Source organism: uncultured Faecalibacterium sp. (assembly GCF_900066275.1).
Classification (GTDB): Bacteria; Bacillota; Clostridia; order Oscillospirales; family Ruminococcaceae; genus Faecalibacterium; species Faecalibacterium taiwanense.
The window spans coordinates 1-14,450 of the sequence record NZ_FMFG01000017.1 but is presented as its reverse complement, the minus strand read 5'-3'; the positions used below and the strand labels follow the sequence as shown (position 1 = coordinate 14,450).

General features: G+C 55.2%; 10 protein-coding genes. 5 read left to right on the top strand and 5 right to left on the bottom strand.

From position 1 onward, the window contains the following. Nucleotides 1–220 precede the first annotated feature (220 nt). The 4 genes from QZL71_RS07475 to QZL71_RS07460 all read right to left on the bottom strand — a co-directional run bounded on the left by QZL71_RS07475 (nt 221) and on the right by QZL71_RS07460 (nt 5,334). Entirely contained in the window at nt 221–1,696 is a 1,476-nt protein-coding gene (locus QZL71_RS07475; RefSeq protein ID WP_120079979.1) for a glycoside hydrolase family 32 protein, read from the bottom strand. A gap of 24 nt (nt 1,697–1,720) precedes the next feature. Beyond that, nucleotides 1,721–3,391, bottom strand: a complete 1,671-nt coding sequence (locus tag QZL71_RS07470; protein WP_120079955.1) for an extracellular solute-binding protein — start codon at nt 3,389–3,391, stop codon at nt 1,721–1,723. Nucleotides 3,392–3,467: 76 nt separating this feature from the next. Beyond that, a complete protein-coding gene (locus QZL71_RS07465) occupies nt 3,468–4,373 on the bottom strand; it encodes a carbohydrate ABC transporter permease (protein ID WP_044954131.1) in 906 nt (301 codons plus the stop codon). A 13-nt stretch (nt 4,374–4,386) separates the two neighbouring features. After that, nucleotides 4,387–5,334, bottom strand: a complete 948-nt coding sequence (locus QZL71_RS07460) for an ABC transporter permease (RefSeq protein ID WP_005945026.1) — start codon at nt 5,332–5,334, stop codon at nt 4,387–4,389. Nucleotides 5,335–5,692: 358 nt separating this feature from the next. Between QZL71_RS07460 and QZL71_RS07455 the strand changes: the two genes are divergently transcribed. The 5 genes from QZL71_RS07455 to QZL71_RS07435 are packed head-to-tail and all read left to right on the top strand — an operon-like array spanning nt 5,693 to nt 10,826. Then, on the top strand, nt 5,693–6,748 hold the full coding sequence (locus QZL71_RS07455; protein ID WP_223388660.1) for a LacI family DNA-binding transcriptional regulator: 1,056 nt from the start codon (nt 5,693–5,695) through the stop codon (nt 6,746–6,748). Between the two features lie 17 nt (nt 6,749–6,765). After that, on the top strand, nt 6,766–7,416 hold the full coding sequence (locus QZL71_RS07450; RefSeq protein ID WP_294648392.1) for a YesL family protein: 651 nt from the start codon (nt 6,766–6,768) through the stop codon (nt 7,414–7,416). Beyond that, a complete protein-coding gene (locus QZL71_RS07445; RefSeq protein ID WP_294648391.1) occupies nt 7,403–8,020 on the top strand; it encodes a hypothetical protein in 618 nt (205 codons plus the stop codon). Before QZL71_RS07450 ends, QZL71_RS07445 begins: the two co-directional genes overlap by 14 nt. 37 nt (nt 8,021–8,057) lie before the next feature. After that, a complete protein-coding gene (locus QZL71_RS07440; protein ID WP_294648390.1) occupies nt 8,058–8,990 on the top strand; it encodes a carbohydrate kinase family protein in 933 nt (310 codons plus the stop codon). Between the two features lie 3 nt (nt 8,991–8,993). Further along, the gene (locus QZL71_RS07435; RefSeq protein ID WP_294648389.1) at nt 8,994–10,826 is read left to right on the top strand and encodes an amylosucrase; all 1,833 of its coding nucleotides are present in this window, start codon (nt 8,994–8,996) and stop codon (nt 10,824–10,826) included. Between the two features lie 212 nt (nt 10,827–11,038). On the opposite strand, the gene QZL71_RS07430 is transcribed toward QZL71_RS07435, so the two are convergent. Beyond that, nucleotides 11,039–14,059: an InlB B-repeat-containing protein gene (locus QZL71_RS07430; RefSeq protein ID WP_294648388.1), complete on the bottom strand. Its 3,021-nt coding sequence runs from the start codon at nt 14,057–14,059 to the stop codon at nt 11,039–11,041. Between the last annotated feature and the right edge of the window lie 391 nt (nt 14,060–14,450).

Below are 14,450 nucleotides of genomic sequence, written 5' to 3'. Positions count from 1 at the left end.
ATGAAAGCCCCAGTGGGGCTTTTAAGCGGCCGAGCGGTCTTGCGCCAGCAAGATGGAGGGGCCTTGCCCCGACAAGTTCGCGTTTAGCGCAAAGTTGGAGCATATGGTGGATGGGCGTAGACCTGTAAAGAGCTAATATAACAAACACAGCCCCGCTTTGGCGAAGGAGAAGCCAAAGCGGGGCTGTATTCAATGAAGGAGAAATGAAAGGAATATCAGGTTACAGATTCAGCTCAAACTGTTCCACCGTAACAGTTGCTTTGCCGTCTGCGGCAAAGGTGATGCCATCGGCAGACTGGGGGGTGTAGATCCATGCGGTCATGGTCTGCTCACCGTCGTTGGCGAAAACTTCGATGCTGTTTTTATCCAGCAGGATGCGGAGTTTGAGCGCACCGTTCTGGCTGCGCACCTTGCAGCTGCGGCGGTGAACAATGTCGGCACGGGAACCGGCATAGCTGCGATCCAGCGTCAGCTCGGAGGTGTAGGGGTCGTAGGTCAGGCTGGTGTGATGGTCTGCGTCAGCAGCCAGCTTCAGGGTGAAGGAGCGGTATTCGCCGGGCTGTACCGTGACGGTCAGGTCGGCCACACGGCCCTTGATGCCTTCCAGAGAAGTTTCGCTTTGCACCGTCACATTTTCGTGCAGGGTGCGCTTGCCGTGGACGGCGTCCAGCTCCCGCACCGGGGCCTGAACAATGCGTCCATCCTTGATGTGCAGCTCACGGGGGCAGATGGTCTGTCCGAACCACTTGCAGCCCTTGGGCTTATCCTCGGTGTCCGACCATGTCTGCAGCCATGCGGTCATGATGCGGCGGCCATCCGGGGCAAGGGTGGTCTGGGTGGCGTAGAAGTCGATGCCGCCGTCCATCAGCTGCACGTTTTCCTTGGTGAAGGTGTGGGTGGCTTGGTCGTAACTGCCGATGAAGGCAATCACGTTGTGACCGTTGTGGAACTCGCCCTTGGGCAGCATCTCCATGGGGCCGAGCATCAAGACCTGCTTGCCGTCCAGCGGGAAGAAGTCCGGGCACTCCCACATTTTGCCGTACTGATTGTTGCAGCGTTCCAGCACCGTGACAAAGTGCCAGTCGAAGCCGTCCTTGCTCTGGAACAGTGCTGCTGCGCCGCTGCCGTCCTCGGCCAGACAGACGGTGACGGCGGAGTAGGTGCCGTCGGCCTCACGCCAGATCTTGGGGTCCCGGAAATCGAACTTACTGAAGCCCTCCGGCAGGTCTTTCTGGGTCAGCACCGGGTTGCAGGCAGGCTTTTCGTAGTTGAGACCGTCACCAATGGCGATGCTCTGGGTCTGGATATCCCGCATCTCCCCATTGGGCTGCTTTTCTGCCACCACGCTGGTGTACATCAGCAGCTGCTTGCCGTCATCCATCTCGGTAGCAGAACCGGAGAAGCAGCCGGGGCCGTTGTCTGCCGGGGAATCCGGGGCAAGCGCACAGGGCAGATACTCCCAGTGCAGCAGGTCGGTGCTGACAGCGTGACCCCAGTGCATGGGCGCCCACCGCACATCGTAGGGGTTATACTGATAGAACTGGTGATACTTCCCTTTATAATAAGAGAAGCCGTTGGGGTCGTTCAGCCAGCCCACATAGGGAGTCATGTGGTAAGCAGGGCGTTCCGCCGGGGAAATGGCAGCGCCGTGCTCGGCCTCGTAGGCACGGGCTTTTTGTAAAGTCAAATCGTTCATGGAATCCTCCAAAGGAAAGAATTCTTATGCGTAGTAAGCATCCAGATATTTCTGCATAATGCCCAGATAGTCGGACAGGCCGTAGTCTTCCAGCTTGCTCAGATATTCGTTCCACTCTGCATCCTTCGTGCCGTTCATGATCCAGTTGGCCTTCTGCGTATTCATGTAGGTCTGCAGATCTGCCTGCAGGTTAGAGACCTGCTCGGTGTCCTCGCTGCTCATAAAGACATTGGGATAGACATAATCGTTGTTCATATCCGGGGTGTAGATCTCCTTGATCCAGTCCAGACGGTACTGTGCATCGTCCGGGCAGGTAACGTATACACCATAGTAATCATCCAGAACCGCCAGAGGTCCACTGACACACTGCGCTTCACGGACTTCCACGGGAGAAGCATCGCCCAGAGGAGCGTGCTTCAGCATGGGCTCGCCCTTATCGTTGGTGGACAGTTCAAAGATGTTAAAGCCTTCCGCATCGCCGTAAGTACCCCAGTTGTTCTGCGGAGACTGGAGGGGTGCGTACATCTGATCCAGCCATGCGCAAACCAGTGCAGGATTAGTCGCCTTTGCGGTGACAACGCATCTGCCGCGGGCAAAGCCGCTGGTGAAAGAACCGTTCTGCGGAGTGATATTTCGGGTATCGGCGGTCAGAGCAGGCAGCGGCTCCCAGTCGGTCAGGTTGTCAATGTTGGCAACATCCCAGCTGAAGCAGACACCATAGCGGCCAGCCTTGCCCTTGGAAACATAGGTGGACCACTCCTGCGTGAAGCACTCCGGGTCGATGAGCTTCTCGGCATACAGCTTGTGCAGCCAGTCCAGACCATCACGGTAGCCCTGCTGGGTGGCGGCACAGATGACTTTCCGGTCGTTGGTAACGGCAATATGGCGGTCCTTGTCAGCATCGCCGTAGCCTTCGCCAAAGCCATTGATGAGGATGCTGGGGTCCTGATCGCCGTTGTTGACGATGCAGGACATGGGGATGATGTCGCCGTCAATGCCATACTCTGCCTTGATAGAAGCGGCGTTATCACGGAATGCAATCAGCACCTGCTCAAACTCGTCCACTGTGGTGGGCATCGACAGACCGAGGAAGTTCAGCCACTTGGTATTGATGAAGCTCATGTTGCCAATGGTCTGGATGGCGGTCTTTTCTGAGCCGAGCTGCTCGATCCAGGGCAGTGCCCAGATGTGGCCATCGCTGTCGGTGCACATGGTGCGGTACTCCGGGTACTGCTCAAAGACCTTCTGGAGATAAGGCATATTGTTGTCAATGTAGTCTTCCAGATTGAGGATGACACCCTGATCTGCGTAGCGCAGCAGATTGCTGTCGGTAAAATCAGCAGTAAAAACAAAATCCGTCAGGGTGTTGGGGTTGGACATATTCAGGGTGATCTTATCGCTCCACTGGTCGGACTGGATGGCGGTCCAGTCGATGTGCACATTGGTCTGCTCTTCCAGACGCTTGAAGATGGTGCGGTTGTTCGGTTCGGGTTCGCTGCCCACAGGGAAGCTGGTCATACCGGTAAAGGTGACCTTTTCGGACAGCGGAAATGTAACGGCACCGGTCACGTCCACAGCTGCGGCAGCAGAATCGCCGCTGCCGGTGGATTTGCCGCCACAGGCAGACAGAGCAGCGGCAGAGCCCGCCAGAGCGCAGACCTTGAGGAAGTTGCGGCGAGAGATCAGCTTTTTCATGGTATTTTCTCCTTTTTCATGTTTCTTTTTTCGTGTAACAGATGAGCGTACCTGCTTATAAAATTCTGGAATATCCTCAGCCCTTAATGGAACCAGCCATGATGCCGGCATCAAAATACTTCTGGAAGAAGGGATACATCACCAGCAGCGGCAGACTGGAAATAATAATGGTTGCATATTTGAGCAGCTCTGCCATCTTGGCACGTTCGGCAGTACTCTGGATATCTGCGATCATGCCGGATTCCGGCTGGCTCTGGATCAGGATGGAACGCAGCACCAGCTGCAGCGGCTGCTTCGATGCGCTGTTCAGGTAGATCATGGCGTCAAAGTAGCTGTTCCACATTGCCACGAACTGCCACAGGGCCAGAACTGCCACCACCGGCATACAGACGGGCAGCAGGATCTTGAAGAAGTAAAGCATCTCGCTGGCTCCATCCACATCCGCAGCTTCGCGCAGCTCACGCGGGACGCCTTGATAATAGGTACGGGCAATGATCATGTTCCACACGCTGAATGCTCCCGGCAGAATGACCGCCCACATGGAATCCAGCAGACCCAGATTGTTGATGAGCAGGTAGGTGGGGATCAGACCGCCGCTGAAAAACATCGTGATCACAAACAAGGTGTTGAAGATCTTTTTGCCTTTGAAGTCCGGCAGCGACATGGGATAAGCGGCAAGCATCGTCACAGCTACCGAGATGATGGTGAAGATGATCGAGTAAAGCACCGCGTTCCTGAAGCCGACCCAGATCTGCTTGTCCGAAACGACACGCTGGTAAGCATCCAGACTCCACTTGCTGAAATCAAAGGAGATGCCCTTGTTTTGCAGAGTGACCGGGTCCATAAAGGACGCGATGACGATGTAGATCATCGGAACGATGATCGCCAGCAGGAACAAGCCCAGAAGTGCGTAGCCGCAGTACAGGATGATCTTATCTTGTCTGGTGTAGAGGGCCATTTTTGATTTTTTCTGTTTTGCCATGGTAAACCCCTCCTTACAAGCCCTTGCCATCGTTCATTTTGGCAACGATCTTGTTCACTGCGATCAGCAGGATGACGTTGACAACGGTGTTGAACAGACCGACTGCCGTGGAAAAGCTGTAATCTCCGTCCAACAGGCCCTTTTTATAAACGTACGTTGCAATGATCTCGGCAGTGTTCAGGTTCAGGTCCGTTTGCAGGGCATAGGCTTTTTCAAAACCGATGCTCATGATGTTGCCTGCCTGCAGGATAAACTGAATAACGACCATATCCTTAATGGCGGGCCACTCCACCGTCATGATCTGCTGGATCAGGTTTGCGCCGTCGATCATCGCAGCTTCCTTCAGATCTTTGCTGGCGTTAGAAAGGGATGCGGTGTACATGATGGATGCCCAGCCGGCACCCTGCCAGATGCCGCTGATAATGTAGATGGGGCGGAACGCTTCCGGCAGCGTCATGAAGTTGATGCTGGTGTGAAGCAGGCCGTTCACCGGACCAGTGACACTCAGCAGCACCCGGACGATGCCGCACAGCACGATGACCGAGATGAAGTTGGGCATATACAGCACCAGCTGCACCTTCTGCTTGATCTTCTTGCTCTCGATACGGTTGAGCAGGAATGCCAGCAGGATGGGGATCGGGAAGCCCCACAGCAGACCGTAGACACTCAGCTTCAGGGTGTTGATCAGATAGCGCTGGAAGTCCGGCGAGGACATGAAGCGGGTAAAGTTTTTGAAGCCTACCCACTCGCTGCCCCAGATGCCCTTGAAGGGATTGTACTTCTGGAACGCGATCAGCACACCGCCCATGGGAGCGTACTTGAACACCAGCGTCAGCGCCACGGCAGGCAGCAGGAACAACAGGTAAAGCTGCCAATGCCGTTTGATGTAGACCCATGTGTTGTGCAGCTTGCGTTCTGCTGTCAGCACAGCCGTTTCCGGCGAGGCCGTCTTTGCTTTCATGAATCATTCTCCTCCTTTTTGATTTGCTTGCCGTTTGATTCGCACTTTACATTTGCACCTTTGAATTTTACGTTTTTCACTTCTATTGTGCAAATGTAAAATCCTTTGATTTATTTATACCACTCGCGCAAGCGAATGTCAACGATAATTCATGGTATACATCAAAAATTATTGTGGATTTGTACAGATGCACAAATCCAAAAGTGCGCAAATATGCAAAATGATGATTTGCATTTTTGCATTTGACTAATTTGTGCATTTGCACTATACTGGAGTCGCAAAGAATAAGATCCGTCACCGGACTTTATCTATAAAAGAAAGAACACCCGCTCCTATTTATAAAGAAAGAGGATGACTTATGGCAACCAAAGTCACCATTCAGGATATTGCAAACGAACTGCAGCTTTCCCGCAACACAGTTTCAAAGGCCATCAACAATACCGGTGTGCTGGCAGATGCCACACGGGAGAAGATCCTGCGCAAAGCCGCCGAAATGGGCTATAAGCAGTTTGCCTATCTGCCGCTGTTTCAGGAAGACGCTGCAAAAGCAGCAGAGCATTCCATTCTGCCGAGTGACAAACGGGAGATTGCCATGCTGACGACCCAGTTTTTGAGCAGCTCTCACTTTTCCTCCATGATGCTGGATCGTTTCCAGTCGGAAATCGAGCATCTGCATAGCTGTACGACCATTCATCGCATTTCTCCCATAGAGCTGAAAGAGAAAAAGCTTCCATCTTCTCTCAACATCCAGCGCACAGCCGGCATCATCTGCATTGAAGTATTCGACTATGACTATGCACAGATGCTGTGCGATCTGGATGTTCCGCTGCTGTTTGTAGACACCCCTGTGATGGATATGCGTCCTCCCCTTAAAGCCGACCGCCTTTATATGGAAAACCGCATTGAGGTCCAGAATGCGGTGGCCCACATGGTCCAGCGCGGCAAAAAACGCATCAGCTTTGCGGGGGATAAAAACCACTGTCAGTCCTTTTTTGAGCGTTATATGGCTTATAAGGATGCAGTGGAGTACTTTGGTCTGACAGAAGGCCTGAGCACCTGTGCGATGCCATCTGGACAGCAGAACTATCCGGTATCCCTGTACGAAACCATACGTCGGTTCAAAACGATGCCGGATGCCTTTGTCTGCGCCAATGACTTTGTTGCCATGGATCTGGTCAAGGCATTGAATGAACTGGGGTATTCGGTTCCCGATGATATCTGGGTCTGCGGCTTCGATGACAGCCAGGAGGCTTCTTACTTTGCCCCCCATCTGACTTCGATCCATATCCATGGACAGATCATGGGCTACACCGCTGCCAATCTGCTTATGACCCGCATCGAAGAGCCATCGCTGAACTATCGCACCGTCTATACGGAAACCAACCTGATCCTGCGCGAATCCACAGGAGATTGAGCGAAAGGAGAACCCCCATGCGTGACCTGTGCAATACGGACAAGCCGCTGTTTGCTGTGCTGACGAAATTGACTTACAGTGCTTACCTGAACATCTTATGGCTCGTGTGCAGCCTGCCCATCGTTACCATAGGAGCTTCTACGACCGCATTGTTCTACGTCACGCTCAAAATGGCGGAAGATCGGGACGATGGTCTGACCCGGATGTTTTTTAAGGCGTTCCGGGAAAATTTTAAGCCTGCCACAAAACTCTGGCTTATCCTGCTGACAGTCGGCAGTTTCCTGGCTGCGGATGGCTTTGTGCTGCGCCGAATGTGGAGCGAAAACATTTTCTGGACACTGCTCACTGCAGTGCTTATTGGTGCGGCAGTTCTGTACGGCATCGTTCTGCTGTATGCCTTTCCTCTGCTGGCACGGTTTGAAAACACCACCTTCGGCATCCTGAAAACAGCGTTTCTCGTGGGTGTCCGGTATCTGTTTTGCACCCTGCTGATGGCGGCGATCTATGGCATCATGGGGTACGTCATAGTGTTTGTGTTCACGCCCGCATTCCTGCTGGGCATGGGCTTGTGCGCCATGCTCTGCTCCTTTCTGATGCTTCGGATCCTCTATCTGATCGGTGGAGACCCTGATGCAGTACACGAGGAATACGACCATGACAAAAACTGACCGGGATACGCTCCGCTCCCTCCATGGGCGCAAAAAGTGGGAGCACATCTGGGCATACTACAAGCTGCCCATTGCGATCGTGCTCATCGTCGTCTATATCCTCGGGTATGCAGCCTACCGTCATGTGACGAAAAAAGAGGATGTGCTTTACCTTGGTCTGGTAAATATCACTGCCGGGTCTGATCTGACGGAACAGCTTACCACCGGCTTTGCCGAGGCACAGGGTCTGACCAAAAAGCAGCAGGTCGATCTGCTGTCCGGCTTGCTGCTCAGCGAAAGCGAACACGCAGAGGAGCAGTATGTATATGCTTCGGAGATGAAGCTGCTGGGTGCAGTCAGTGCCCAGCGGTTAGATGTTGTTCTGATGGACGAATATGCACGGGGTCGACTGTTGGCAGATGATTATTTTCTCGATCTGCGGACACTGGATGCGTCTTTCCATGCACTGTCGGGTCTGAACGCCGGTGGGACCGTGCTGGATATTTCGGACACGCCGTTTGTCAGGCAGGCAGGTTTTTCTGGCAAGGTCTATCTTGGGGTAGTGCAGAATGCACCGCACCCGGAGCGTGCAGCCGCTTACATTCATTATCTGTTCCAGCGGTGACCGTTGGGTTTTAGCTTATAAAATAAGGAGAAAACGCATGGACATTTTAACGATTGGTGAAGTTTTGATCGACCTGACCCAGACCGGCAAGGATGCGCGCGGCATTCCTCAGTTTGCCGCAAACCCCGGCGGTGCACCGGCCAATCTGGCGGTGGCTGCTTCCAGACTGGGCGCACAGACCGCCTTTATCGGCAAGGTGGGTGCGGATGCCTTTGGCCGCTACCTGAAAGAGGTTCTGGCAGAAAACAAGGTAGACGTTTCCGGCATGGCGGTGGATGCAGACCACCCCACCACCATGGCGGTGGTCTCGGTGGATGCCACCGGCGAGCGGGATTTCAGCTTCTACCGCAGCGCAAACGCTGACGTGATGCTGTGCAAGGAGGACATTTCGGACGAGGCTTTGAAAGCTGCGAAAATCGTCCACTTCGGCTCTGTCAGCCTGACCGCTGACCCCTCCCGCACCGCTACTCTGGATGCTGCCGCCCGCGCCAAAAAGCTGGGTGCTACCATCACCTACGACCCCAATTACCGTGCAAACCTCTGGAAAAACAAAGAGGATGCGATTGCACAGATGAAAGCTCCCCTGCCGCTGGTGGATATCCTGAAGGTGTCCGATGAAGAACTTCCCCTGCTCACCGGAACCACCGATTGTGAAAGCGGCACGGCACAACTGGCACAGAACGGCATCCGGCTGATTTTCGTCACCTTGGGTGCAAGCGGCGTATTCTACCGCTTTGGGGAGAAAACCGGCCATGTGGCAGGCGTTCCCTGCAAGGTAGGCGACACCAACGGCGCAGGCGATACCTTCTTTGGGGCTGCTCTGTCCAAGCTCTGCAAGGAGGAGCTGGACACCCTGACGGTGGACAAGCTGGAAGGCATTCTGGCTTTTGCCAACAAAGCGGCCAGCATCACCACCAGCCGACATGGTGCTATCCCCGCCATGCCCACCCTTGCGGAAGTGGAGGGCTGAACCATGGCAGCAAAACAGGAATTTGAGTCCCGGTTTGCCAAGCACAAGGACGAGCTGGAATGGCTGTTCATGGAACTGTACCACAACCGGGAAGGGCTGGAGGTTCTGGAGCGGGAGATGGCAGAAGCCTACAACGCCCGCAGCGCCGAGCTGAAAGCACTGGACAAGGCACGCTCTGCCGACCCGGAGTGGTACAAGCGGGGCAATATGTTCGGCATGACCATGTACACCGACCTCTTTGCCGGAAATTTGAAAGAATTGGCAAAGAAACTGCCCTACCTCAAGGAGCAGAAGCTGACCTATCTGCACCTGATGCCCCTGCTGCAGATGCCCCATCCCCACAACGATGGCGGCTATGCGGTGGAGGATTTCGACACCGTAGACCCGGCCCTTGGCACCAACAAAGATCTGGAAAACCTGACCCGGGAGCTGCGGAAAGCCGGCATCAGCCTGTGTCTGGATTTTGTCATGAACCACACCGCCAGCACCCACCGCTGGGCGATGGCGGCAAAGGCAGGAGACCCGTGGTTTCAGGCCTATTACCACCTCTACGAGGACCGCACCATCCCCGACCAGTACGAGCAGACGGTGCCTCAGGTGTTCCCCAACACCGCACCCGGCAACTTTACATGGTGTGAGGAGATGCACAAGTGGGTGCTGACCACCTTCCACGATTATCAGTGGGACCTGAACTACGCAAACCCGGCGGTGTTCGTGGACATGACCAAGAGCATCCTGCATCTGGCAAATCTGGGCGTAGAGGTGTTCCGCATTGATGCAGTGCCTTATATCTGGAAGCAGCTGGGCACCACCTGCCGCAACCTGCCCCAGGTGCACACCATCGTGCGGATGCTGCGCATGGTATTGGAATGCGTCTGCCCGGCGGTCATCCTCAAGGGCGAGGTGGTCATGGCTCCCAAGGAGCTGGCCGCCTACTTCGGCACCCCGGAAAAACCGGAATGCCACATGCTCTACAACGTGTCCACCATGGTCAACCTGTGGGGTGCCCTTGCCAGCCGTGATACCCGGCTGCTGAAGGCGCAGCTGGATGCCCTCCATGCCCTGCCGGACAACTGCTGGTTCGTGAACTATCTGCGCTGCCACGATGATATCGGCTGGGGTCTGGACGAGGCGGTGGAGAAACGGCTTGGCATTGACCCGCAAAAGCACAAAGAATATCTGTATCACTTCTACGAGGGCAATTTCCCCGGCAGCTGGGCAAAGGGTGAGCTGTACAACTACGACCCCGCCACCGGCGATGCCCGGAGCTGCGGCACCACCGCAAGCCTGTGCGGTATCGAACAGGCACTGGAAAAGGACGATAAAACCGCACTGGACTACGCCGTAAAGCGCGACCTGCTGTTGCACACTGCTATGGCGTTTTTGCAGGGCTTCCCCATGCTGAACTGCGGCGATGAGATCGCACAACTCAATGGCTGGGATTACAAAAACGACCCTGACCGTGTGGAGGACAGCCGCAATCTGCACCGCAGCAAATTCAACTGGGAGGACGCAAAGCAGCGCACCCGGAAGGGCACGCTGCAAAACAAGTTGTGGCAGGGCATGGAGCAGCTGCGCCAAATGCGTGCAGACCCCTGCTTTGCCCCGGATGCGTGGGTGACCACATGGGACAGCCACAACCCCGGCGTGCTGGCGCTGGTACGCAAGCGCGGTGAGGAAACGCTGGTGGGGCTGTTCAACTTTACCGAGTACCCGGCAGGGGCCAGTCTGGACGCTCTGGGCGGCGAGTATCACACCCCGGAGGGCACTTCCGTCTGGCTGGCGGATGTGGAACTGGAGCCGTATCAGGCACTGCTGGTAAAAACAAATAAGTAAAGCGGAATACTCCGGTAACTTTCTCTTGGTTGGAAAGTTGCCGGAGTATTTTTGTTTCGCGCAAACTGCAAGGTCACTGGATCATTGAAATGTCGGAGATGATTGCCACCGCCAATGCCACGCGTGCCTGCGCAAAAAATCCCCCCGATACCGGGTATCCGGTATCGGGGGGATCTGTCATTCTGAGGCTTTACGGAGGAAGCGCTCAGAGGTTACTTTTTGGGGAACGCCTTGTTCCAGATCTCAATGGTCTTGAACTTGGGCATCCAGCCGTCCGATTCAAACTTGCCTTCCCGTGCATCCAGCAGACCCTGCTCCACGCACCACTGAGCGGCCTTGGCCTGCTCGGCATCGGTGATGTCTGCAAAGGCGGGCTGTGCGGCGGGTTCGGGCTTGCCCTTCTCAGTCCAGATGAGCAGTGCCAGCTGGCCGCGGTTTGCAGGGATGGCTGCGCCCTCGGGCAGGAGGCCGTTCAGGATGACGCGGGTGGCGATCTCGTAGCCGCCCCAGATGGCTGCACCACCCACGGCCACGGCGGCAATTGCACCGCCCGTGGTATCCATGGGTGCAGGTTCTACGCCGAAGTCTTCATCAATAGGTTCGTCCGGGTCAGGCTTGGCCACCGGGCTTGCCGACCAGTGGGCGATCAGTTTGACCGGGTAAACGGGCATCTTAAACGTAGTGGTCGCGCTCTTGGCATTGTCCAGCTTGAGCTGCAGATTTTCCGGCACATTCTCCGGGAAGTTCTCGGGGTACACGATCTCCCATTCCACGAACTCCATGCCGGGGTATTTCTCGGCATCATATGGGGTAGCTGTGATCTTCACCTCGGTGCCGATCTCTGCGGGGATATCGCTGCCCTCGCCCAGAGTGGACTTTGCCGTGCCGCCCTCAACAGTAACGGTACTCCTCAGCACGGAAGCGGGGATGCTGTAAACGGCGGTCAGCTTCACGCCGTCCTGCGGCATGGTAAAGACGATCTTTTCCGTGCCCTTTTCCGTTTCGGAGCCCAGACTACCCTCAATTATGCCAATATTCTTGCTGGAATCTTTTTCCACCTTCCAGTGATGGAACGACTCATTCTCCTTGACAGGCTCATTGGCTTCGATCGTGACGGTCTGGCCCGGCTGTACGAACACCGTGCCCGTCTGTCTTTCGCCCTTTCCGACGCGGATCGTGCCGTCCTTCACTGTGACCTGCATATCTAATACAGGTGCCGGGAAGCTATAAGAAGCTTTCAGCTCCACCGGGCTGGCCGGCATGGTGAAGGTCATATTTTTTTCGGTATTTTTCTGCGCTTCGGTCAGTTCAAAGCTTTCCGGGCTGATCACTTTCCAGCCGCCGAACTTTGTAACACTCGGGTTTTCGTTCTTACCGCTCACCGTGACCGTTTCACCCTCAAAGGCGCTGGTCAGGCCGGTGGTGTCGTCGCCCACCTGTGCGGTGCCGTTTTTCACGGTAATGCTGTAAGTCTCCCTCGGCTCAATGCGCAGGTATCTGCTTCCTGCCGCTTCTGCAAGCGGATGAATGCGCGGGTCGATCAGCTTTGCATCCGGCTCTTCGCTGGTATAGTAGACGTAGTTTTTGCCGCCTGCCTGTGTAAAGGCAACAGTGCCCACACGGCCGCCCTGTGCGTTGTTTTTCAGGGTCACAGTACCGGAAGCGGTGATCTTGGTATCTCCGGAGACTGCTCCTGCGGCATCTCTGATGGAAATGGTGACATTCTCGGCGTTGTTGATGGTCAGTTTTTCCGCCGCTCTGCCAACGGTGCTGTAAATGGCCACGTTACCATTGCTGGTGATATTTGCGCTGCCATTCACAACGTTGCTGCCTGCAGAAAGCGTCACTTCGCTGGAATCATAAATGTTCAGGCTTCCGTTCACAGCCATACTTTTGTCGCTGCGGATATTCACCTTACCGGTGCAGTTGATGTCAGCCTCGCCCTGAATTGCATCATACCGGTCACTGGTAACGGTCACATCGTGTGCACCTACAGCACTCGAATCGCCTTGCTGTCCGATCGTCAAACTACTTCTTGCGCCGATGCCGCCGTTCAAAATGACATCCGTCTCCGGCGCTCTGACCTTCAGCACATAATTGATCCTCTCTTTTGCCGTCAGGGTCTTTTTCTCAATGTCATAGCAGAGGGCACCATCACCTAAGATATCTTTATAGTTTACACCGTTAACAGCTGTCTCATTGACTGTAATATCCCAGTTTGCGGTATCCTCCACCTTGCCGTCTTGGTTCAAATAGGTGATAGCACCGGTCAGGCTGTTTTTGTCCACCTCAACGATGGTACTGCTGGGACTTATGATCCAGCCCCAACTATCTTTGAATTTCTGTACGGTAAGGCTGCCGCCGGTCATGGTCAGGTCATTCGCACTTGCCAACGCGCCGATGGCTGCTCCGGGCTTTCCTGCAATGGCCTTCACGGTGCCGCCGGTAATGGTAATGGTCGTAGGCAACAGCGAATATTCATTATAACCACTGCCAATACCGTAACCCCACTCGCCGCCCGTGGCCGTCACCACGCCGCCATTGATCCTGATATTTTCAGCCTTGCCAGAATGGCCGCCGCCGATGCCGGCACCATCCCTCCCTGTGCACTCTGCAGTGATGGTGCCGCCGTTGATGACAATATTACGGACGTTGTTATTATAACTACTGCCAATGCCAGCTGCACAATCACCGCCGTAGGCCTCCAGCGAGCCGGTGCCGTCGATGGTCAGGGTCCCGTCATCGTCTGCCTTTTCCAGACCGGCGCGGTTCTCGCCGCTGCGCAGGATGTTGGTGCCTGTAATAACCAGCTCCACATTGCCGCTGACCGAGACTGCCGCGCCGGGAGCATCGATATTGACATTGGACAGCGTGACTTTTGCACCAGTGGTGCCGCCTTCGATGGTCAGGGTGTTGGTCGTCCGGCCGCCGTCCGTTGTGATCTGCAGATCGTCCTTTTGCTGAGCTTCATTATTGCCCTGCTTGGCATACTGTTTGCCATCCTCCCCAATATAGACTCTGATGCTGCCGTCCTTGAGATTCATCTGATACGCAGGTTCTTCTTCCATCATACCGTTCTCTTCGTCCAGCACGCTCACCGCGCTTTTGGCGGCGGTGCTCTGCTGGAGCAGGGCATCGGTGCTTGCGGCCAGAGCCGGGGCGGAAAGGCTGAACATCATGCACGCTGCCAGCGCAGCGGAAGCTGCCCGCCGGGCCAAAATATTTCGTTTCATAGGGGTTCCTCCTTTGCGAAAATTATTACGGGGGGGGGTATGCATTACGGTACTTTGATTATCTCACACTTTACCGGATTTTGGAAGCAAACCTGCGTGAATCGCCCTAAAAGCAGCGTGAAAAGCATGATTTGTGCCGGTTCTGTTGCAGTTGCCCGGCCCGCAGGCACAGCAAAGCCCCCGGCAGGTTTGCGCCTGCCGGGGGCTGTTTGCTGTTTTACTGCTTGGGGAATGCCTTATTCCACACTTCGATCACCTTGAACTTCGGGGTCCAGCCTTCGGGCTCAAAGCAGTCGCCCTTGGCATCCATGGCGCCCTGCTCCACGCACCACTGAGCGGCCTTGGCCTGCTCGGCATCGGTGATGTCTGCAAAGGCGGGCTGTGCGGCGGG